The organism is Mesorhizobium sp. P3_A2, assembly GCF_056403115.1.
Map to the genome: position 1 here is coordinate 493281 of NZ_JBFUGC010000004.1, position 21866 is coordinate 515146.

A 21866-nucleotide genomic window follows, 5' to 3' on the forward strand; every position below is an offset into this window, starting at 1 on the left:
CTCAGCGCTCCTTCACTTTGTTCAGATACTTGACGTAGATGTTGGTGATTGCCAGCACCATGATCAGCACGATGTAGGCCATCGCGCAGGAGCGCCCGGTCTGCCATTCCTGGAAGGCCATCTTGTAGAGCCGGATCGAGATCAGCTCGGCCGTCGGCTGGCTGGTCAGGATGTAGGCGAGGTCGAACGTCTTGAACGCTTCCATGGTGCGGAAGATGACCGCGATCATCAGGATCGGCGCCACCAGCGGCAGGGTGATGCGGAAGAAGGTGTAGAACGGTCCGGCGCGGTCGATCGCGGCGGCCTCATAAAGATGCTTCGGCACCGCCGACAGGCCGGCCAGCGACAACAGCATGACGAAGGGCGACCACATCCAGATGTCGGTCAGCGCTACGGCGTAGAGTGCCATCTTGGGATCTGCCAGCCACTCGAAATTGCCGAGCCCGAGCGCATAGTTGATGACGCCCCATGATGGGTCGTAGAGCAGCTTCCAGAACAGGCCGACAACGGCCATCGACAGCATCATCGGCAGCAGCAGGAGCGTGGTGATCAGGCCCTTGAGCGGGATATCCCGGTTGAGCAGCATCGCCACGCCGAAGCCGACCAGCAGCTGGCCGGTGACCGAGACAATGACGTATTTGGCCGTGATGGCGAAATTCGACCAGACATAGGGATCGTTGAGCAGGTCGCGATAATTCTGCAGCCCGACGAAATTCGCCGGCGCATTGGTCGAGGCGCGAAAATCGGTGAAGGAATAACCCAGCGAATAGATCAGCGGGAAAATATTGAAGACGATCAGGAACAGGATCGTCGGAATGATGAAGAGATTGCGGATCGAAATGTCGCTGAGGCCGCGTGCGGCGGCTCGCGAGGACCTGTCCAGCGTGGTGATCATCGTGGTCGCCAAGACCCTGCTCCCGGTTCTGAAAAAGAAAACGGAGGAGGCACCAATCGCCCCCTCCGTGAAGAAGTCGATTACTGCCCGCGGCCGTATTTCTTGAAGGTCGCGTTCCAGTCGCCGGCAAGCGCGTCCAGCGTCTCCTTGGCGGTGCCGGGACCACCGATCACATAGGGATAGATGCGCTGGTTGAGCTGCTGCAGCAGTTCGGCATATTCGGGCACCGCCCAGAAGTCCTTCACCTTGAACATGGTCTCATAGAAGGCCTTGTTGTAGGGCGTGGCGTTCTGGAACTCGGGCGACTTCAGCACCGCGGCGCTGCAGGTGTAGCCGCCGAGGGCTGCCCACTTCTTCTGGGTCTCGTCCTTGATGAACCATTCAAGGAATTTCACCGCCTCGTCCTGCTTCTGCGAGTAGGAGACGATGGAGATACCCTGGCCGCCGAGTGCGGCGAACTGATCGCCGTTCGGGCCCGGGGGGTTGGCGAAGAAGCCGGTATTCTTGGCGTTCGGGTTCGACGCCTCGTTGATCAGCGAGGGGAAGAACGCGAAGTAGTTCATGCTCATCGCCGCCAGGTTCTCGGTGATGGCCTGGTTGTCCTCGACGAAGAACGACTTGGCCCAACCCGGAGGCGTGAACGTGTAGAGTTCGCGATAGGCATCGAGCGCGGCGATCGCCTTGTCGGAATTGATGTGGCCATCGACCTTGTAGGTCGAATAGTCACCCAGTTCCCCGCCATACGAGAACAGCGCGTTCTCGAAGCCCATCGCCATCGCGTCATAGGAATTGTCGGTGTAGATGGCGATGCCATACTTCTTCTGGTCGGGCCGGTAGAAGAATTCGGCGATGTCGCGCAGCGCCTTGAAATCCTTCGGCACGTCGAGATCATAGCCATACTTGGCTTTGAAGGCTTCTTTCTCCTTGGGGTCCTCGAACCAGTCCTTGCGATAGGACCAGCCGACCGCGTCGCCTTCGAGCGGGATCGCCCAGTATTTGCTGCTACCGCCCGGATATTCGGCATAGTACTTCACCGTCGCCGGTGCCATCACTTCGCCGAGCTTGTGCTTGTTGAAGAAGTCGGTCAGGTCGACATAGTGGCCGCCGGTGGAGCCGGCGCCGAGCCATTGCGAGTCGCCGACGACCATATCGTAGGCATCGCCATGGGCGTTGAACTCGGTGAAGGCCTTGGTCTGGAAGTCGGACCATGGCGTGGTTTCCACCGTGATCTTGACCCCGGTTTCCTTCTCGTACTCGTTGCCGAGTTCCTGCAGGTAATTGGCCGGATCCCATTCCGCCCAGAAGATGGTGAGCGATTTATCCTGCGCGTAAACGGACGTTCCGCAGGCAAGCACTAAGCCGATACCAGCAAGCAGGCTGGTCATTGTCTTGCGCATAATGTTTCCTCCCTTGTGCGCATTCTACCGTATCATGCGAGCCGGCAACGGGGCCGACCCTGGTAGTTCCTCCCGAGATCGCACCTTTCCGGTTTCAAGCCTCCTCGCTTTGCCGGAAAATGGACCGCAGCACTCACTTTCGATCCGCTTTTTCTGTCTTGATCTGGTATTACCAATTTTGGATAGCCGTCAAGCTCTTTCTTGGACCACTGCCGGAGCTTGCATAACCGGATTTCTCATGTATCTGACTGTTTTCCCTTAATTTTCCTACTCCTTGATATAGGAGAGCCTTGTTTCGGTACCCACATCCTGGTTAACATCACCAATAGTTGCCCAAATCTGGTCGAACCAGATTGGCGCTATTTCGCCGCTGCCGCCGGCCGAACCGCATCCGCTTCTGTCATCGATTCCGATATCGCGGCGCGCACCAGGGCGCCCGACGCCCATTGCGCTACCGACCGCATGCCGCGGCTGTCGAGCCCCCATATGTCCTTCAGCACAATCAGCACTTCGACGCCGAACATCATCGACAGCGCCTGCGCCAGGCGCTTGAATTCGCGCGGCGGCAACTGGCCCTTGAGCGGAGCGATAGCATCCTTCAACAGCTGGACGCGATGGCCTCGGGTGAACTGCGGCTCGCCTCCCAGCGTGCCCGCCTGGCGCTGCGCCCACTGGTCGAGCGACAGTTTCAACGCTGCCTTGAAGGTTGCCTCGAAAGCCTCGATGCGCGGCATGGCCGTGTCGAACAATTCGGCGACGCGGCGTTGCGGATCTTTCGAAGCCGATTGCCAGGTCAGGATCGGCCCGAGCCCCTCGTCGACCACGGCATGCACCAAGGCTGCCTGGCTCGGGAAATAGCGATAAGCGGTGGCGCGCGAGACTTCAGCTGCCTCCGCGACCTCGCTGACCGAGGGCGTGACGCCCGCCTGCATCAGCCGCGTCGCCGTCTCCAGCATCAGCCGTCTCGTGCGGGCGCGCGGGCCGCGTTCGGCAGCCTCTTTGGCGTCGTCGCCTGCTGCAGCTTGTTGACGTGAGACATCCATGTCAATACGATACGCGCGTCTCAAAAAATTGCAATGGCCTTCGCGGCCAGACCCAGCACACCGAAGACGGGGAACGCGATGAAGCGCATCTATGTGGTGGGCACCGCCGACACCAAGGGCGAGGAACTTGCCTTCCTGGCCGACACGATTGCCGCCACCGGCAGTTCGGTTGCCCGCGTCGACATCGGCACGCGCGGCGCCACCGTGCCGGTCGATGTTCCAGCCAGCGAGGTCGCCGCGCATCACCCGGGCGGAGCCGGCGCCGTGCTCGGCATCGACGATCGCGGTACGGCAGTGGCCGGCATGGGCGTCGCCTTTAGCAACTTCATCCAGTCGCGCGACGACATATCCGGCGTGATCGGCATCGGTGGCGGCGGCGGTACCTCGATCGTCACCTCAGGCATGCGCGCACTGCCGCTGGGCGTCCCGAAGATCATGGTCTCGACGCTGGCCTCCGGTGACACCGCACCCTATGTCGACGTCTCCGACATCGTCATGATGCCCTCGGTGACCGATATGGCGGGACTGAACCGGCTCTCCCGCACGGTGCTGCACAATGCGGCGCAGGCCATCGCCGGCATGGCGGCGAAACCGGCGCCGACTGCCACCGGCAAACCGGCGCTCGGGCTCACCATGTTCGGCGTCACCACGTCTTGCGTGACAGCCATCGCCGACCAGCTGCGCGCGAATTACGACTGCATGGTTTTCCACGCCACCGGCACCGGCGGCCGCTCGATGGAGAAGCTCGCCGACAGTGGCCTGCTCGCCGGTGTCATCGACATCACCACGACGGAGGTCTGCGACCTGCTGTTCGGCGGCGTGCTGCCGGCAACCGAGGATCGCTTCGGCGCCATTGCTCGCACCAAGCTCCCCTATGTCGGTTCTGTCGGCGCGCTCGACATGGTCAATTTCTGGGCACCGCCGACCATTCCCGAGAAATATCGGGGCCGGCTGTTTTACGAGCACAATCCCAACGTCACGCTGATGCGCACCACAGCCGACGAATGCCGCAGCATCGGCGAATGGATCGGCGAGAGGCTCAGCCGTTGCGACGGTCCCGTGCATTTCCTGATCCCGGAGAAAGGCGTCTCGGCGCTCGACATCGAGGGCGGCGCGTTTTTCGATCCTGAAGCCGACGCCGTCCTGTTCGACGCCATCGAGCGCACCATCAAGCCGAACGCCACGCGCCGCGTGACACGGCTGCCGCTGCACATCAACGACCCGGAATTTGCCAAGGCCGCGACGGTGGCCTTCCTCGACATCGCCAGACAGTGAGAGCCCAGACATGGCCGCCATACCGCGCAAGGACATACTGAAGAAGTTTAAGGCGATGATCGCCGACGGCGTGCCCATCGTCGGCGGCGGCGCCGGCACCGGCCTGTCGGCCAAGGCCGAGGAAGCCGGCGGCATCGACCTCATCATCATCTACAATTCCGGACGTTACCGCATGGCGGGACGCGGCTCGGCCGCCGGCCTGCTCGCCTACGGCAATGCCAACGAGATCGTCAAGGAAATGGCCTATGAGGTGCTGCCGGTGGTGAAGAAGACGCCGGTGCTGGCCGGCGTCAACGGCACCGATCCCTTCGTCATCATGCCGCTGCTTCTCACCGAGCTGAAGACGATGGGTTTTTCCGGCGTGCAGAATTTTCCAACGATCGGCCTGTTCGATGGCAGCATGCGGCAAAGTTTTGAAGAAACCGGCATGGGCTTCGGCCTTGAGGTCGACATGATCGCCGAGGCGCACAAGCTCGACCTGTTGACCACGCCCTACGTCTTCAACCCGGACGAGGCCCGCGCCATGACACGAGCCGGCGCCGACATCATCGTCGCCCATATGGGCGTGACGACCGGCGGCTCGATCGGCGCGACGTCTGCGAAGTCGCTGGACGACTGCGTGGTCCAGATCGACGCCATCGCCAATGCCGCCCGCTCGGCACGCAAGGATGTCATCCTGCTTTGCCACGGCGGCCCGATCTCGATGCCGGACGACGCCCGCTACATACTCGACCGCTGCAAAGGCCTGCACGGCTTCTATGGCGCAAGCTCGATGGAACGGCTGCCGGCCGAAGCCGCGATTGCCAGGCAGACGGCGGATTTCAAGGCCGTGACGCTGCACGACCAGAAGAAAAAGAAGGGATGAGAGATGACCGACAAGAGCAAGGTGTTTGTCTACCCGAAGGACGTCAGCGCCTTCGGCTTCGACTGGGGCAAGCTGGCGCTGACGGTCGCACCTGAAGTGAATGGTGCCGAGCGTTTTTCCGGCGGCGTCGTCGACCTGCCCTCAGGCAAGGGCCACACCCGCCACAACCATCCCGGCGCGGAGGAGATCATCTTTGTCATTTCGGGGAATGGCGAGCAGATGGTCGAGGACGAGAGCGGCAACCCGGTCGTCGCCAAGGTCGGCCCCGGCTGCACCATCTATGTGCCGGAGAGCCGTTTCCATTCGACGCTGAACACCGGTGACGGCCCGATGCAACTGTTCGTCGTCTATTCGCCGGCCGGGCCGGAGCTGGTGCTGCGGGAGCTGCCGGATTTCAGGCTGATTCCGGCGGGGCAGTGATGAACTTCTTATAGGGTTGCGCAGCCCCTCATTGTCCTGCCGGACATTTCTCCCCGTAGAACGGGGAGAAAGATGCCTTCATCAACGATTTCGCAAATCGCCAAAGCTGCTCTCTTCTCCCCGTTCTACGGGGAGAAGGTGCCGGCAGGCGGATGAGGAGCGGCGCCTACTTTCGGCCCTGTGAAATCCCACCCCTATTCCATCCCCGCGCCCTATCCCCGAACATCACGTAACCGGTGTCCGTCACCGCCAGCGTATCCTCCAGCTTGATGAACCCCCGCGTCGGGTGGAGCATGGTCGTCTCCACCGAGAGCACCATGTTCGTCTCCAGCGGCTTGGCCGCATAGGTGCCTTCATAGGTGACCGGATGGTTGGTCATCAGGAACGGCGCCTCATGCGTGATCAATCCCATGCCGTGTGCGAAGAAATCCGTGTAGGGCGCGACCTTTGATTTCTTCAGCACGGCCTCCGCATGCGAAATCATGTCGCCGCCGATGGTGCCTGCCTTGACCTTGGAGAAGGCCGCCTGCTGCACCGTCTCGACCTCGGCCAACAGATCTTCCAGTTCGGCATCGGGTTCACCGAGAATGCCCATGCGGCAGAGATCGCCAATATAGCCATGGTAATTGCCGCCGGAATCGATCGACAGCACCTCGCCCTTCTTCCACGCCTGCGGTGACGCCGCCCGATTGTGGCTGGAGCCGAGCGTCAGCAGGCAATATTCGAAATGCGCGCCGCGATTGGTTTCCTCGCGCCGCAGATGTTCGATAATATCGGCCTTGGTGGTGCCTTCGCGCGCCCATTGGATGGTTGCCAGCATGGAATCGGTGATCAGCTCGGAGGCGATGCGCAGCTTCTCCAGCTCGGCCTCTGTCTTGACGGCACGCATGCGCTCCAGCATGTCGGTCGCGTCGATCAGCTTGGCGTCCGGCAACGCCTTGCGGATCAGCGCATAGGCGTCCGATGGCAGGAAGGCCGGCTCGATGCCGATGCGCGCGCCCGCCTTGCCGATCTTGCCGATATGCTCCACCGCAAGATTGGCGGCATCGAGCGTGCCCCAGCAGGCGACATGCAGCGTCGGCGTCCAGAACGGGTTGTTCTGGTGTTCCGCACCCTCCATGCGGTTGCCTATATAGGCGGCATGCTCCGGCCCGCCCTTTTCGTAGACGACAACGGGCAGATAGCGGCTGTGGCCGATCGCATCCATGGCGGCGAAGAAGATGAACTTGTAGCCGCCGAGCAGATATTGCGTGTTGTGCTTGGACGTCGCCAGCAGCACATCGATGCCGGCTTCCTCCATCAGCCGGTCGACCCGTGCTTGGTCGAACGGGATATTGCTGACGGCAGTTTTGCCCGGGGCAATGTTCATCTCTCTCTCTCCCTGATTGCTTGGGATCGTCGGTCGCGTTGCGCCCGATCCCTTGGCTGTCGATCAAATCTGCACCATTTTGCTCACTCTGGTCCAGCCAGAAACAGGGAAATGGCGTACCGGGCCAGTCACCAAGCCGTCATTCGTCGACTACCCAGCCTATCTGGTCCTACCAGGATGATCGGTTGGGGCCACCGCTTCTAACTGGTCCAGCGGACGAAAATTTCAAAGCCAAGCAACGATGCGCCAAATCCGTCTCTGGCGAAACCCCGCACAAGGCCCATAATCGGCGCTACAAGGAGGCCGGCGGACCCGCTGGTATCCGAGGGAGATTGGCGCGCCCGGCAGGGTCGCGGAGAGGACGGAGGGTTGATCATGTCAGATATTTCCAGACGCACGCTGCTTTCGGGGTCGGCCTTGCTGCTGGCCTCCACGGCCATGCCGGCGATTGGCTGGGCGCAGACGCCGAAGAAGGGCGGCCGCCTCGTGCTCGCTGCTGATTCCGAACCGCGCAATCTCAATCCGGCGATCGTCGCCTCCAATGGCGTCTTCTTCATCTCCAGCAAGATCGTCGAGACGCTGGCCGAAGCCTCGTTTGACGGCAAGGATGGGCTCGAGCCGCGTCTGGCGCTCTCCTGGGAAGGCGCCGCCGATGGGCTCTCCGTGACGTTCAAACTGCGCGACGGCGTCAAATGGCATGACGGCAAGCCGTTCACCTCGGCCGACGTCGCCTTCTCGGCGCTGCAGATCTGGAAGCCGCTGCAGAATCTCGGCCGCACCGTGTTCAAGGACCTAGCCGCCGTCGACACCCCGGACGATCTCACCGCCGTGTTCAAATTCGCCAAGCCGACGCCGTTCCAGCTGATCCGCAACGCCTTGCCGGCGCTGTCGAGCGTGGTACCGAAGCACATCTATGAGGTCGGCAAGATCGAGGAAAACCCGGCGAACAATGCGCCCATCGGCACCGGCCCATTCAAGTTCGGGGAGTACAAGGCCGGCCAGTATTACAAGCTGACGAAGAACGCGGACTACTGGGCCAAGGACGAGCCCTATCTCGACGAGATCATTTACCAGGTGCTGCCCGACCGCACGTCGGCCGCGGCCGCGCTCGAGGCCGAAGAGATCCAGCTTGCCGCCTTCTCCGCGGTGCCACTGGCCGACCTCGACCGCATCTCGAAAGTGCCGGGCCTGAAGGTCATCTCCAAGGGCTATGAGGGGCTCACCTACCAGCTCGTGGTCGAGATCAACCATCGCCGCAAGGAACTGGCCGACGTGAAGGTGCGCCAGGCCATCGCGCATGCCATCGACAAGGACTTCGTCGTCAAGACGGTGTTCCTCGGCTATGCCGCGACCGCCACCGGCCCGGTGCCGAAGAACGATCCGCAATTCTACACCGCCGACGTGCCGACCTATCCGTTCGACGTCGCCAAGGCCAACGCACTGCTCGACGAGGCCGGCTACGCCAAAGCCGATGATGGCAAGCGCTTTGCGCTCAAACTCCTGCCGGCGCCCTATTTCAACGAGACCAAACAGTTCGGCGACTATCTGCGCCAGGCGCTGGCGGCGATCGGCATCGACGCCGAGATCGTCAACAACGATGCGCCCGCGCACATCAAGGCGGTCTACACCGACCACGCCTTCGACCTCGCCGTCGGTCCGCCAGTGTTCCGCGGCGACCCCGCGATCTCGACCACCATCCTGGTGCAAAGCGGCATTCCCGACGGCGTGCCGTTCTCCAACCAGGGCGGCTACAAGAACGACGCGCTCGATGCGCTGATCGCCAAGGCATCGGAAACGCTCGACACCGCAGCGCGCACCGATCTGTACAAGGAATTCCAGAAGGAGGTGGCCGCCGACCTGCCGCTGATCAACGTGGCGGAGTGGAGTTTTATCAGCGTCGCGCGGGATACGGTCGGCAATATCGCCAACAATCCGCGCTGGGCGGTTTCGAACTGGGCGGACACATATCTGGCAAGCTAGCACGAGCCACACGCGATGCTTGCGCATCGTTTGAGCGAATGCTCATCATCAGGGATGAGAGTTCCTTCGCGCCCCCGCTTTGTCCCGCCGGATAGCGCTGACCTCCACCCTCCCCCTTTTGGGGAGGGTCGCCGAGCGGGTGCCGCAAAGCGGCAGCCGGTCGGCGGGGTGGGGGTAGCGCCCTACGAGAATCCCCACCCCGCTCCGCTTCGCGGATCGACCCTCCCCACAAGGGGGAGGGTAAGGCATCCATGACCCGCGCCCTCACCCTCATTCGCCGCCGTCTCGTCGGCAGCATCTTCGTGCTGCTGATCGTCATCATCGGCACCTTCCTTTTGCTCGAAGCCGCGCCCGGTGACGCCGTCGACGCCTATATCGTCTCGACCGGCGGCGATGCCGGCATGATCGAATTGCTGCGTCATCGCTGGGGCCTCGACCAGTCGGAACTGACCCGGCTCGCCAACTATCTCTGGGCGCTGCTGCACCTCGATCTCGGCCAGTCCGTTACCTTCTCCAGGCCGATCCGCGACGTCATTCTCGAGCGTCTGCCCACCACGCTCCTCCTGATGGTCAGCGCCACCGCACTCTCCTTCGGCTTGGGCTCGGCGCTCGGCATCTATGCCGGCGCGAAACCCGGCAGTCTGCGCGACCGCTTCCTGTCCATCGGCTCACTCGCGCTCTATGCGGTGCCCGGCTTCTGGCTCGGCCTGGTGCTCATCGTCGTCTTTGCCCTCGACCTGCGCTGGCTGCCAATCGGTGGCATCGAGAGCCTGGCCTCCGACAAGACCGGCTTCGCCCGCGCCGCCGACATCGCCGTCCATCTCGTACTGCCGGTTTCCGCGCTCGGCTTCATCTATCTCGCGCTGTATCTGCGCATGATGCGCGCCGGCATGGCCGAGGCCTGGCGGCAGGATTTTGTCCTCGCCGCCCGCGCCAGGGGACTGTCGCGCCGCCGCATCGTGTTGGCCCACGTCGCCCGCAATGCGCTCTTGCCGCTGGTCACCATGCTCGGCCTGCAATCGGCGCAGATGCTGGGCGGCAGCGTCGTCATCGAGAGTGTTTTTGCCGTGCCCGGACTTGGCCGATTGGCGCAGGAGGCGGTGGCCTCGCGCGACACACCGCTGCTGCTCGGCATCATCCTCACCAGCGCCGTCCTGGTCATCGCCATCAATCTTGCCGTCGACATCGCCTACGCCTTTCTCGACCCGCGCGTCGGCGCCAGCGAGGCCGGCGCGTGAGCGCGCTCAACCGGTTCCTGCGCCGGCCGGAAGCGGTCGCCGGCGCGATCATTCTGGCGGTGCTTTTCGCCATGGCGCTGTTTGCGTCGCTGCTTTTCCCCGGCGACCCTCAAGCCATCGCCGGTCCGGCCCTGCTGCCGCCGTTTCAGGACTGGTCGCTGCCGCTCGGCACCGACCGGCTCGGCCGTGACGTGCTGGCCGAATTGTTCCACGGCGCCCGCACCTCGCTGACGGTCGGGCTGGCGGCAGCAGCGGCGGCGCTCTTCATCGGCGCGGTCGTCGGCACGCTGGCCGGCTTTGCCGGTGGCCTCGTCGACGAGGTGCTGATGCGCATCACCGATGCCTTCCAGACCGTGCCGAGTTTCTTGCTGGCGCTGGCCTTCGTCAGCGTCGTCGGCCCGTCGCTCGGCATTGTCGTCGCGGCCATCGCGCTCGGCGCCTGGACCGGGCCGGCGCGTATGGCGCGGGCCGAAGTACTGTCGATCCGCGAGCGCGATTACGTCGCCGGCGCTCGCGTCATCGGCATGCATCCGATGGCGATCGCTTTCCGTGAAGTGCTGCCCAACGCTCTGCCGCCGGTGCTGGCGCTGTCCTCGGTGATCGTCGCCGCCGCGATCCTCACCGAAGCAGCACTTTCCTTCCTCGGCCTCGGCGACCCCAACCGCGTCACCTGGGGCGGCATGATCGCCGAGGGCCGCACCGTTCTGCGCACCGCGCCCTTCCTGTCGATCGTTCCAGGTATCGCGCTCGTGCTGACCGTGCTTGGCGTCTACCTCGCCGGCGAAGGCGTAGTCGAGACGACGGCCGTGCGGAGGAGCCTGTCGTGACCGCGCTGGCTGAGATACGCGATCTCTCGGTGCACTATCGACGTGATGGTAGCGAGGTGACGGCGCTGAAAGGCGTCGGCCTAGATGTCGTTGCCGGCGAGCGCCTGGCCATCATCGGCGAAAGCGGTTCGGGCAAGAGCACACTGGCGCTGGCGATTGCGGGGTTGCTGCCTGCGAGTGCCAAGGTTGAAGGCCGCATCGATTGGCACAAATCGGAATCGTCTCATTCCTTCGCGCCCCCCTCTCGAGGCGGAGCGCCTCTCCCCGGCCGCGACATCGGCTTCGTCTTCCAGGATCCCTCCGCCAGCCTCGACCCCGTGATGACGATCGGCAAACAAATCGCCGAAGTCGTCCGCACCCATCTCGGCCTCGACTGGCCACAAGCCTACGCCAGGGCAAAGCACCTGCTCGAACGCGTCCGCTTGCCCGACCCGGCCTCCGCCATACGCGCCTTTCCTCATCAGCTCTCCGGCGGCCAGAAGCAGCGCGTGGCGATCGCCGCCGCGATTGCGGCCGGACCCAAACTGCTGATCGCCGATGAGGCGACAAGCGCGCTGGACACCATCGTGCAAGGCGAGATCGTCGCGCTGATCCGGCAACTGGTGGCGGAGGATGGCATGACGTTGCTGTTCATCAGCCACGACATCGCGCTGGCTGCCGAACTCGCCGAGCGCATCGCCGTCTTCCGGCATGGGGGACTGGTCGAGATCGGCGCGACGGCGCAAATCGTCAATGCCCCGAGCCACGCCTATACGCGTTCGCTGCTCAACGCCCATCTCGGCCTCGACGCCGAGCCGCTGCTGCGACGGACGCCGGCATGACCTTGCTCGCCGTCTCCGATCTGACCAAGCGCTATCGCCGTGGCGGCACGACCATCGCCGCCGTCGACGGCGTTTCCTTCACCATCGAACCCGGCGAGACGCTGGCGCTGGCCGGGCCCTCCGGCAGCGGCAAGTCGACGATCGCACGGCTGGTGCTCAGGCTGATCGAACCCGACGCCGGAAACATCCAGTTCGAACGCGATGACTTCCTGGCCTTGAGGGGTGCGGCCCTGCGTGTGCGGCGAGCCCACCTGCAAATGGTGTTTCAGGATCCGCTCGCCGCCTTCAACCCGCGCGCCACCGTGGCGCGCGTGCTCGACGATCCCTTGCGCATCCATGCCATCGCTTCCCGCGCCGAGCGTCCGGCCCGCATCGCTGCCTTGCTCGAGCGCGTTGGGCTGACGGCCGATCTCGCTCCACGCGCCATCCATGAAGTCTCCGGCGGCCAGCGCCAGCGCGTGGCGATTGCCCGCGCCATCGCAACGAACCCGTCGCTGATCATACTCGACGAAGCGGTGTCGGCGCTCGATGTTTCGGTGCGCGGACAGATCCTCGAGCTGCTGCTTGACCTGCAAGCCAGGGAACGGATCGCCTATCTCTTCATTTCGCATGATCTCGGCGTGGTGCGGGCCATCGCCCACCGCATCGTCCTTCTCGACGCCGGGCGGATCGCTGAGAGCGGCGACGCCCGCGCCGTTATCGACGCGCCGCAATCGGCAATCGGCAAGGCGCTGGTTGCGGCGGCACCGAGACTCAACCGAACACAGGACGCATCATGACAGACGCCGAAGCCCGAGCCGAAAAACTCTCGCGAGAACTCGATTCCGCCTTCCGCAACCGCGCCGATCTCTACCGTCTGCTCCTCGATGAACTGACCGGCGAGCTGGGCGCGGAGAAAGCCGAGGCGATCATGATCCGGACCATCGAACAGCGCGGCAAGGAAGTGGCGGCGACAGCCTTCGCCCGCTTCGGACCCAACGACGCGCCGGCCATCGGCGAAGCGTTCCTGGCCATCAGCCCGGATGGTGGCCTGATGTATCCGACCGACGTCGAGCGCGGGCCGGACCACATCGCCTTCAAGGTGAAACGCTGTCCACTGAAGGACGCCTGGGTCGAGGCAGGTGTCGGCGATGAAAAGCTCGCCACGCTCTGCCGCATCGCCGGGGCTTTCGACCGCGGCCTGTTCGAGGCGACGGGCGTGCGCTTCGACAATGTCACCTGGACGCCGGGCCACGGCTCCGGCTGCTGCCACATCGCACTGACCAACCGGGATGCTGCGGGGTAGGCCGCGGCAACTGCTGATCAGTCGCCGGCAAACACATGCAGCTCCGTGCCCGCCTGTTCGGCAGCAGTGCGCAGGTCGGTCTTCGGTTCGCTGTCGGTGACGATATCGGCAATGTCGTCAAGCCCGCATATGCGTTCCAGGCTGGAGCGGCCGAACTTGTCGTGGGTCACCACCAGCACCGTCGACAGTGAACGCGATATCATCGCGCGCTTGACTGCCGCGGCGCCGGAGATCATGTCGCTCGGACCGTCGGCACTTAGTCCCGACGCCCCGATGATGGCGACGTCAGCATTGTAGCGGCGCACGAACTCGACCGTGTCTTCGCCCAGCACGCTGCCTTCGCGGCTGTCATAGGTCCCGGGGCAAAGCAGCACGCGGAAGGTCGGATTGGCGCCGGCAACCGAGGCCACGCCGGTGGAATTGGTGATGATGGTAAGGTCGCGCTTCAGCTGCGAAAGACTGCGTGCCACCTCATAAGTGGTCGAACCGCCATCGATCATCACGATCTGGCCCTTCTCGACGAGGCCGGCCGCGCCGCGGCCGATGCGGGCGCGCTCGTCGACCAGGGTCAGGCCGCGCTCGGAAATCACCGGTTCGGTCGTCACCAGCGAGATCGTCGCGCCGCCATAGGTGCGGTTGATGAGCCCGGCATCGCCCAGTTCGATGAGATCGCGGCGGATGGTCTCGCCGGCGACGCCAATGCGGCGCGCAAGCTTGGAGATGCGAATGGACGCCGACCGGCGCACTTCCGAAAGGATAAGCGCGTGCCGCTCCTTCTTCGTCAGTCGGCCTTGATCCATGACACTTCCATTCCCTTTGCAGCAATCAACGCGTCGGCAAGCTCGGCAAATCCTTGCGCGCCGCGCCCGCTTGTGACGAAGGCAGGAGATGCCGGAAGTTCGCCGGCGAAGTCCAGCACATTAGCGACGCCGACGCTGTTGGGGAAGAAGCCGAACATTGGTGCATCGTTTGGACTATCACCGACGAAGGCAATGCTGTCCTTGTCGTGGTCTATGTCTATACCAAAACAGTCGCGCAAGAATAGCCGGCTTGTTGACAGTTTGTCGTATTTGCCGAACCAGCCATTGACATGGATGGACGAAATTTTCGCCGTCGCGCCATAGCGCTGGAAGATACCAACGATCTTCAGCACTTCGGTTTTTTGCAGCGGCGCGACATCCTCGCAAAAGTCGATCGCCAGATCGGTCTCGCGATAGGGCTGGTCGGCGGCGACCGCCGCACCCGGAACCTCACGCAGCACGGTCTGCTCGATCTCGCGCAGACGTGCGGCATCGGCCTGCCGTTCGGCAGCGCTTTTGGCGTAGTGGCGAACAATCCGCTTGGCAGCGTCGTCATAGCGGAAATAGAACGCGCCGTTCTCGCCGATCACACCATCCACCGGCCATTGCCGCGCGATCAGATCGCACCAGCCAGCCGGCCGGCCGGTGACCGGCGCGACGATGAATCCAGCCTGCTTCAGCCGCTCCAGCGCCGCATAGGCTTTTGCCGGCAGCCGTCCTTTATCGGTCAAGGTGTCGTCTATGTCGGTCAGCACGACGGCGATCTTGCGCCGGTCCAGGGCGGTTAAGTCGGCGAGCGGGCGCAGCACCCGCTCAGGCTCCCGCTGCGACCGTTTCGAGCGAGACGGCCGCGACGTCGAGCATAGTGAACCTGTCGCGGATCAGCCGGGCATTGGCGACTGCTTCGTCGTAGAAGGCAGCCGGTATGGCGACCTCCTGCGGCGTGGTCGGCGCACCGGCGGCACGCAGTGCTGCCGCGATCTCGCGCGCCGGACGGGCCACGCGGGAAAGCCTTTCGCGATACGAACGCCATTGCTCGGCCAGCATGGTGTTGATGGCGGTCGCCCGCTCATAGTCGAGCAGCTTGGGCTTGAACGCTGCCCAGCAGGAGCGTCCAAGCGTTTCGCCAAAGATCTCGATGAAGCGGTCCGGTGTATCGGCGGACGGCGCAAGCTGCAGCTCCGGCAATGCCAGCACACGTTCCTGCAGCCGCGCCATTGTCAACGTCGTCACCGCTATGTGTTCGCCGTGATGCGCCTCGGGCAGTCCCTGGCCGCGCATGTCGATATAGTGGGCGATCAGATGTTCGCCTTGGCTGGCAGGATAGGAGCCGCCGCACAAAGTCATGCCGAGACCCGACATGACCAGCGTGCGCACCAGCACTTCCATCGCCGCGAGGTCGCCGGTCCTGAGTTCGCCGGCCTTGGCGATCAGCGTCTTCTCGTCCTCGGCCAGAAGCATGAACGGCGCCTGCCTGTAGGGCGTCCCGAGCAACAGATGCGCCATCAGCCAGTCCGTCTGGGCGGTCGGCCGCGCCATCGAATCGCCAAAGCCGGCGGCGATCAGCCGGTGCGGCGCACGCGCCATGACGTCGAGATCAAGGAACACACCGACCGGCAGGCTCGCTGTGAGCGATTTCTTCAGACCGTCCTCGGTAATCGCCGCCGACACCGACGTATAGCCGTTCATCGATGGCGCGGTGCCGAACACCGCATAGGGCTTTTGGGTGAGATGCGCGGCATATTTGGTGATGTCGTTGATCGAGCCCGATCCAACCGCGACCAGACCGCTGGCCTCTTTCGTGCGGGCGATCACCGATCGCACGGCGTCCATGTCCGGATGCGGATGGCGCGGCAAGATGATCTTGTCGACATCGCTGCTGCCACGCAGTGCGATCGACACCCTCTCACCCAGCGCCAGCCTTGTGTCGGGATCCATGACCACAGCGAGCTTGCGGCCGAGCGGCAGCGGCTTGACCAGCGCATCGGCCTCGTCGCCGAGACCGCGCCCGATCACGATGGTCTTCAGCGGCACTGCCAGCATTCCCTCGGCATCCGGGTCAGGCAGCGTGCCGGCAATGAGACTATCGAGCATTTCCTTGGACATCGGGATGCCGTTCAATCAGTCAGCATGAAGCGGGGTCAGGGCATCGAACAGGGTTCGATACCGGCAGTAACTTCTGTCGTAGGCGGCCTTGGCCGAAGGATTGGGGTCTATCGTCTCGATGCCACCGCTCAGACTTTCGGCCGCCTGCTGCACTGAGGACGAAAGGCCGGTGGCCGTGGCGGCAAGGATTGCCGCACCGATCGGAGCGGCATCGGCGGCGTCGGCGATTTCGACCGGCCTGCCACTGACATCGGCGCGGATCTGCGCCCACACCCGGCTGCGGGCGCCGCCGCCCGAGAGCCTGATGCGCCCGGTGGCGATGCCAAGTTCGTCCAGCCGGTCGACAACGTCTCGCATGGCGAAAGCGCAGCCCTCCAACACCGCGCGCGCGCAGGCCGCTTTGCCGTGGAAGGAAGTAAGGCCGTAGAAAGCGCCCCGCGCCTCGGCGATCCAGCGCGGCGCCATAGCGCCGGAAAGTGCCGGGACGAACAGCAAATCGTCGCTGCCGGCAACGACCGTCGCCGCCAGCTCCGACATTGCCGCCGGAGAATCGACGCCGAAAGTGGACAGGAACCATGTCACTGCACCGCCCGAGAGCCATCCGGGGTTGGAGACGAAATAGCGGTCGCTGAGAAAACCATGCGTCTCGACCAGGCCGCCGAGGTCGAGCCGAGGCGTGTCAGACACCGCGCCGACCACTTCCGCCGTGCCGAGATTGCAAGCAACCATACCGGGCACGACAACGCCGGCGCCGATAGCGGCAGAAAAATCGTCGCCGGTGCCGACCGCCAGCGGGGTGCCCACAGGCAGGCCGGTCAGCTCGGCGCCGGCCGCAGTCAAGGCGCCGGCGACCGCCGATGCATCGTCGATACCGGGCAATTTATCTGCATCGATGTCGAAGGCGGCGAGCAGATCGCCGGCATAGCCGCGCTCCTTCAGCCCATAAAGCATGGTCGTCGAGGCCAGCGCGTGATCGATGACGGCACGGCCGCACAAAGCCGCGACCACGAACGATACCGGCTGGTGCCAGAGTGCTACTCGGTGCGCTTCGGGCAGGTTGCGCGTTACCCAGCGGATTTTCGCCGCCATATGCGTTGCGTCCAGAACGAGACCGGTGCGCTCGCGGATGAAGTCCGGGTCGATTCCAGCAATTTCTCCCGATGCGCGCCGGTCCATCCAGATGATGCACGGCGACAGCGCCTGACCGCTGCTATCGGCAGCGACGCAGCCGTCGAGCTGTCCGGCAATGGCGATTCCTTTGATGTCGGATGGCGCCAGCCCGGCCTTGTCGAGCGCGTCGGCAACCGCCGGTCGGAGCGCGGCGAACCACAGCGCCGGATTCTGTTCGGCCCAGCCCGGCGCCGGGAAGGCCGGCTGGTACAGCACGCAGGCCTCGCCACGCAGCCGCAACTCGTCATCGACCACAACCGCCTTAAGGCTCTGGGTGCCGAGGTCGATGCCGATAACCGCCATTAGACACGCTCGCAATCCGCGAGGACATCCCGCAGTTGCGAGAGGATAGAACCTTTCGTCGGCGAATAGGAACCGTCGAAAACCGCTGTGCCAATGGTAAAAGCGTCTGCGCCAGCCTGCTTGATTGCCTTGATCCGATCGACTGAGGCCACCGCGCCGGCTACGATCAGATGCCGCAACGGACCAAGGCCGCGTCGGGCGGCGCGAACCAGTTCGGCCGGGTCGGCTTCGGTGGCCCGATAGGCGAGGATGTCGCATCCCGCACAACCCTTTTCCGCAAAGGATCGGCAGTCGGCCTCGACATCTCCCGGGGAGCCGCCGAGCTTGGTCGGATGGCCGACCGGCCGTCCCGGAAAAGGGTAGTATTCGGTGTCGCTCCCCTCCAGCAGCGCCATGATCTCGTCGACCTGGGTGCCGCCAAGCAGGCGTTGGATGCCGAGATCGCGGGCGATGCGCGCGGAGTTGAGGCATGCCTCCGCCGTCGTCGAGACGACTTCCATATAGGTGGTGGCCCCGGTCTGGCGAATGGCGCCGGCGAGCTTTCGCAGCACATCCGGCGCAACGCCAATATCCTTGAAGCCGACATGCTTCAGACCGACCGGCTCGATCAGATCGACCAGGTCGAGGCAGTCCTCGACCGTGCGATCGTTTCGCGTCAGCATGAAGATGAAGTCCATCCGAAAGGTCCCTCGCCTGGTCGGGAAAGCCGGGTTACTGCCGGTCTGTTAACATCTCCCAGCCATTTGTTGCAAGGTGCCACATTTTAATTTGCAGTGCCACACATTTTATGACAGAACGGGCGCCGGCCCGCCAGGCACGACTTCTAGGGAGAGGGAAGAATGCTCAAGCCGCTGATACGTGGGAGTACCGCATCCGGACTCCTCGTTCTCGCCGCCCTTATGTGGCAAATCACACAAGCGGCCGCGTGGGATCTGAAAGAGGCGTCGAAGCCTTATAGCGGCCAAACCATCCGCATGGTCGGCGAGGCGCTGCCGCCGCTCGAAGCGTTGAAGAAGATGGCGCCGGAGTTTGAAAAGCAGACCGGCATCCATGTCGAAGTCGAGATGTACGAGCATTCCGAAGCCGTTAACAAGGTGCAGCTCGATCTCAATTCGCACCGCGGCCGCTACGACGTCATCATCCAGCCGCATCGCGAACTCGGCAAGTTCGCCACCAACAACCATCTGGTCGAAATCGCCAAGATGATGGCCGATCCGGCTTTGCGCGATCCGACCTTCGAGCCGGAAAAGCAGCTCTACCAGACCGCCTGGCACGAAATCTCCTGGTATGATGGCAAGGAGTACGGCTTCCCCTTCACCGTGCTCAATATGTTCATGTGGTATCGCTCGGACCTGCTCGCCGACCCCAAGGAGCAGGCAGGCTTCAAGGCCAAGTATGGCTACGACCTCGCTCCCGCCAAGGACTGGAAGCAGTATCGCGACATCGCTGAATGGTTCTACCGTCCCGACCAGGGCTTTTACGGCACCGCCCTGCAGGGCAAGCGTCACGAGGCGCTGTGGTATGAGTGGCTCAACTTCCTCTATTCCTTCGGCGGCGACGTGCTCGACGTGAAGAGCGGCTCGGCCTGCGGCCCGGTCATCGTCAACAGCCCCAAGGCCGTCGCCTCGCTCGAATACTACAAGAGCCTGTTGCAATTCTCGCCGCCGGACAGCCTCAACTACTTCTGGGACGACGTCATGGCGCTGATGCAGCAGGCCAAGGTCGCCGAGCTGATCATGTGGAACGACGCCAACTATGCCGTGTCGGTCGACACCACCGCCTCCACCGTCGTCGGCAAGGTCGGCTTCGACCTCGTGCCGCAAGGCGAAGGCGGCAAGATCGGCCAGGTCGAGGGCTGGACCTACCTGATCCCCGTCTATTCGAAGAACCAGCAGGCGGCCTTCCTCTTCGTCCAGTGGATGATGGGCTATGATCGCCAGCTCGAACAGCATCTCAATGGCGGCGCCTCGGGCCGGCCCGATGTCTATGCCTCGGCGGAGGTGCAGAAACTGCCCTACGCCAAGGCCTCGATGGAGGCCAACGAGCATGCGGTGCCGAAGGCGACGCTGCCGCAATCGGCCGAGATGACCGACATACTGGTGCGAGAGCTGTCGTCCTACCTCGCCGGCGAGAAGGAAGCGCAGGCTGCCCTCGACACCGCCGCCACCGACATCTCGACATTGCTCGGTTCTTGCGCACCCATGACCTATCCGGCACGATAGGTCTCAAATGTCGCGCAGAGGCTACCCGCACAAGCGGGTAGCCGTTCTTGTCCGCAGGAAACGCCCGTGACGAACCGCACTCCATCGCCGCGCGGAATGCCGCTTCTCGACCGTGGGGTAGGACCGCTGCTGATGCTGCCGGCGACGCTGCTTGTCGTCATCTTCCTGGTCGGTCCGTTCTACTACATGGTCTATACCGCGCTGACCGACCTCAGCTTTGCCGATGCCAGCCACGCCGGCGCCTTTGTCGGCTTTGACAATTTCCGCAAGCTGATGCGCAACGATCCGTTCTTCTGGGCATCGTTCCTGCTGACGCTGAAATTCGTCGTCATCGCCGTGGGCCTCGAATTCCTGCTCGGCTTTGCGCTCGCCTTCCTGATCTTCCGCTTCGTCGCCAGCCAGCGGCTTTTGACCACGCTGTTGCTCATCCCGATGATGATCGCGCCGGTCGCCGTCGGGCTGATCTGGCGCCTGCTTTTGCAGGGCGATTTCGGCATGCTCACCTTCTACATGCGCAAGGTCGGCCTGCTGGCGCAGAATGCTGCCGTGCTTTCGGCACCCGATCTGGTCTTTCCGACCATCATCGCCATCGATGTCTGGCAGTGGACGCCTTTCGTCACCCTGATCATGCTGGCCGGCATGATGAGCCTGCCCCGCGCGCCGTTCGAGGCCGCGATGATGGACGGCGCCAACCCGTTCCAGATCTTTCGCGACGTCATGCTGCCACTGCTCAGACCCGTCATCGCGCTGGTGCTGCTCTTGCGCGGCATCGACGCCTTCAAGGAATTCGACAAGGTGTTTTTGATGACCGGCGGCGGTCCGGGAACACTGACAGAGCTGGTCTCGATCTACGCCTACCGCGTCAATTTCCGCAACTGGGATCTCGGCTACGGCGCCGCGGTCGCCTTCATGATCTATCTTGTGGTGCTGATCCTGTGCTCGGTCTTCTACAAGGCCGTCTACTGGTCGAGCCGCAAGCCAGTGGCCGCGTTTTGAGGGCGCGGCGATGATCGACCAATCCACAAACCGCGCCTGGAAAAGCTTTGCCTGGGCGGTACTGCTGGTCGCCGTCGTGGTCGCCTTGACGCCTTACGTCTGGATGGTGCTGGCCTCGTTCAAGAACCGCGTCGACCTGTTGTCGTCGGTGCCGAAATGGAGCTTCACGCCGACGCTCTCCAACTATCCAGCCGTCTTCATCGACAAGGAATACTGGCCGCTGGCGATCAATTCGGTACTGATCTCGGCGTCCTCGACTGTGCTCTGCATCCTCATCGGCGCGCCGGCCGCCTATGGCTTTGCCCGTTCGGATTTTCCGGGCAAGGAAGACCTGTTCTTCTTCTTCCTGACCACCCGCATGGCGCCGCCGATCTCGATTGCCGTGCCGCTGTTCCTGTTCTTCACCTCGCTTGGCCTGATCGACACCATCTACGCCGTGGTCATCGCCCACACCTCCTTCAACCTGTCGCTCGTCGTCTGGATGATGCGCGGCTTCTTCGCCGAAATCCCCAGGGAGATTGACGAGGCGGCGATGATGGACGGCCGCTCACGGCTCGGCGCCTTCCTCTTCGTCGTCGCACCGCTCGCCGCGCCCGGCATCGGCGCCACCGCCGTGCTCTGCTTCATCCTGTCGTGGAACGAGTTCCTCTATGCCTTCATCCTCGTCGCCTTCGGCGGGCGGCCGCTGACCGTCGGCATACCCGGGCTGGTGACGCCGCACGGCACGCTGTGGGGACAGGTTGCGGCGGTCGCCATCGTGGCGACGCTGCCGATCGTGCTTTTCACGTTCCTTGTCCAGAAACAGCTCGTCCGTGGCCTCACCTTCGGCGCGGTCAAGGGTTGAAGGGATCTTG

Annotated in this window: 21 protein-coding genes; 12 read left to right on the top strand and 9 right to left on the bottom strand. The window is 63.5% G+C overall.

The features are described from left to right. Nucleotide 1: 1 nt before the first annotated feature. The 3 genes from AC1DXM_RS12770 to AC1DXM_RS12780 all read right to left on the bottom strand — a co-directional run bounded on the left by AC1DXM_RS12770 (nt 2) and on the right by AC1DXM_RS12780 (nt 3335). Nucleotides 2-907, bottom strand: coding sequence for a carbohydrate ABC transporter permease (locus tag AC1DXM_RS12770; RefSeq protein ID WP_352585596.1), 906 nt, complete (start codon nt 905-907; stop codon nt 2-4). Between the two features lie 68 nt (nt 908-975). Then, on the bottom strand, nt 976-2292 hold the full coding sequence (locus AC1DXM_RS12775) for an ABC transporter substrate-binding protein (protein ID WP_477233362.1): 1317 nt from the start codon (nt 2290-2292) through the stop codon (nt 976-978). A gap of 359 nt (nt 2293-2651) precedes the next feature. After that, complete coding sequence (locus AC1DXM_RS12780) at nt 2652-3335, bottom strand: TetR/AcrR family transcriptional regulator (RefSeq protein ID WP_477233363.1); 684 nt, start codon at nt 3333-3335, stop codon at nt 2652-2654. A gap of 78 nt (nt 3336-3413) precedes the next feature. On the opposite strand from AC1DXM_RS12780, the gene AC1DXM_RS12785 reads away from it, so the two are divergent. From AC1DXM_RS12785 to AC1DXM_RS12795, 3 genes are read left to right on the top strand one after another with little or no spacing between them, the layout of a single operon-like run. Next, entirely contained in the window at nt 3414-4610 is a 1197-nt protein-coding gene (locus tag AC1DXM_RS12785; protein WP_477233364.1) for a Tm-1-like ATP-binding domain-containing protein, read from the top strand. A 10-nt stretch (nt 4611-4620) separates the two neighbouring features. Further along, nucleotides 4621-5475, top strand: coding sequence for a phosphoenolpyruvate hydrolase family protein (locus tag AC1DXM_RS12790; RefSeq protein WP_477233365.1), 855 nt, complete (start codon nt 4621-4623; stop codon nt 5473-5475). 3 nt (nt 5476-5478) lie between these two features. Further along, nucleotides 5479-5895, top strand: coding sequence for a cupin domain-containing protein (locus tag AC1DXM_RS12795; protein ID WP_477233366.1), 417 nt, complete (start codon nt 5479-5481; stop codon nt 5893-5895). A 166-nt stretch (nt 5896-6061) separates the two neighbouring features. Here the strand turns inward: AC1DXM_RS12795 and AC1DXM_RS12800 are convergent, their stop codons facing one another. Further along, nucleotides 6062-7264: a M24 family metallopeptidase gene (locus tag AC1DXM_RS12800; RefSeq protein WP_477233367.1), complete on the bottom strand. Its 1203-nt coding sequence runs from the start codon at nt 7262-7264 to the stop codon at nt 6062-6064. 375 nt (nt 7265-7639) lie between these two features. Between AC1DXM_RS12800 and AC1DXM_RS12805 the strand changes: the two genes are divergently transcribed. The 6 genes from AC1DXM_RS12805 to AC1DXM_RS12830 all read left to right on the top strand — a co-directional run bounded on the left by AC1DXM_RS12805 (nt 7640) and on the right by AC1DXM_RS12830 (nt 13415). Further along, nucleotides 7640-9244: an ABC transporter substrate-binding protein gene (locus AC1DXM_RS12805; protein WP_477233368.1), complete on the top strand. Its 1605-nt coding sequence runs from the start codon at nt 7640-7642 to the stop codon at nt 9242-9244. A gap of 251 nt (nt 9245-9495) precedes the next feature. Then, nucleotides 9496-10482 carry an ABC transporter permease gene (locus AC1DXM_RS12810; RefSeq protein WP_477233369.1) on the top strand — a complete coding sequence of 329 codons (987 nt, stop codon included), beginning with the start codon at nt 9496-9498 and terminating at the stop codon, nt 10480-10482. Continuing rightward, entirely contained in the window at nt 10479-11309 is an 831-nt protein-coding gene (locus AC1DXM_RS12815; protein WP_477233370.1) for an ABC transporter permease, read from the top strand. The genes AC1DXM_RS12810 and AC1DXM_RS12815 overlap by 4 nt, the downstream gene beginning before the upstream one ends. Next, nucleotides 11306-12130: an ABC transporter ATP-binding protein gene (locus AC1DXM_RS12820; protein ID WP_477233371.1), complete on the top strand. Its 825-nt coding sequence runs from the start codon at nt 11306-11308 to the stop codon at nt 12128-12130. The genes AC1DXM_RS12815 and AC1DXM_RS12820 overlap by 4 nt, the downstream gene beginning before the upstream one ends. Beyond that, a complete protein-coding gene (locus tag AC1DXM_RS12825; protein ID WP_477233372.1) occupies nt 12127-12909 on the top strand; it encodes an ATP-binding cassette domain-containing protein in 783 nt (260 codons plus the stop codon). Before AC1DXM_RS12820 ends, AC1DXM_RS12825 begins: the two co-directional genes overlap by 4 nt. Then, nucleotides 12906-13415, top strand: coding sequence for an L-2-amino-thiazoline-4-carboxylic acid hydrolase (locus AC1DXM_RS12830; RefSeq protein WP_477233373.1), 510 nt, complete (start codon nt 12906-12908; stop codon nt 13413-13415). Before AC1DXM_RS12825 ends, AC1DXM_RS12830 begins: the two co-directional genes overlap by 4 nt. A 17-nt stretch (nt 13416-13432) precedes the next feature. Here AC1DXM_RS12830 and AC1DXM_RS12835 read toward each other — a convergent pair whose 3' ends face one another. From AC1DXM_RS12835 to AC1DXM_RS12855, 5 genes are read right to left on the bottom strand one after another with little or no spacing between them, the layout of a single operon-like run. Next, nucleotides 13433-14215, bottom strand: a complete 783-nt coding sequence (locus AC1DXM_RS12835) for a DeoR/GlpR family DNA-binding transcription regulator (RefSeq protein ID WP_477233374.1) — start codon at nt 14213-14215, stop codon at nt 13433-13435. After that, entirely contained in the window at nt 14197-15021 is an 825-nt protein-coding gene (locus AC1DXM_RS12840) for an HAD-IIB family hydrolase (protein ID WP_477233408.1), read from the bottom strand. The genes AC1DXM_RS12835 and AC1DXM_RS12840 overlap by 19 nt, the downstream gene beginning before the upstream one ends. Before the next feature lie 7 nt (nt 15022-15028). Then, nucleotides 15029-16321 carry an iron-containing alcohol dehydrogenase gene (locus tag AC1DXM_RS12845; RefSeq protein WP_477233375.1) on the bottom strand — a complete coding sequence of 431 codons (1293 nt, stop codon included), beginning with the start codon at nt 16319-16321 and terminating at the stop codon, nt 15029-15031. A gap of 15 nt (nt 16322-16336) precedes the next feature. After that, nucleotides 16337-17794 (bottom strand): xylulokinase, encoded by a 1458-nt coding sequence (locus AC1DXM_RS12850; RefSeq protein ID WP_477233376.1) that lies wholly within the window; start codon nt 17792-17794, stop codon nt 16337-16339. Next, on the bottom strand, nt 17794-18471 hold the full coding sequence (locus tag AC1DXM_RS12855) for a 4-hydroxythreonine-4-phosphate dehydrogenase (RefSeq protein ID WP_477233377.1): 678 nt from the start codon (nt 18469-18471) through the stop codon (nt 17794-17796). The genes AC1DXM_RS12850 and AC1DXM_RS12855 overlap by 1 nt, the downstream gene beginning before the upstream one ends. A 162-nt stretch (nt 18472-18633) precedes the next feature. Here AC1DXM_RS12855 and AC1DXM_RS12860 point away from each other — a divergent pair, with 162 nt between their 5' ends. The 3 genes from AC1DXM_RS12860 to AC1DXM_RS12870 all read left to right on the top strand — a co-directional run bounded on the left by AC1DXM_RS12860 (nt 18634) and on the right by AC1DXM_RS12870 (nt 21856). Beyond that, nucleotides 18634-20016 (top strand): ABC transporter substrate-binding protein, encoded by a 1383-nt coding sequence (locus AC1DXM_RS12860; RefSeq protein WP_477233378.1) that lies wholly within the window; start codon nt 18634-18636, stop codon nt 20014-20016. A gap of 66 nt (nt 20017-20082) precedes the next feature. Then, complete coding sequence (locus tag AC1DXM_RS12865) at nt 20083-21012, top strand: carbohydrate ABC transporter permease (RefSeq protein WP_477233379.1); 930 nt, start codon at nt 20083-20085, stop codon at nt 21010-21012. A gap of 10 nt (nt 21013-21022) precedes the next feature. Continuing rightward, nucleotides 21023-21856, top strand: coding sequence for a carbohydrate ABC transporter permease (locus tag AC1DXM_RS12870; RefSeq protein WP_477233380.1), 834 nt, complete (start codon nt 21023-21025; stop codon nt 21854-21856). Nucleotides 21857-21866 lie beyond the last annotated feature (10 nt).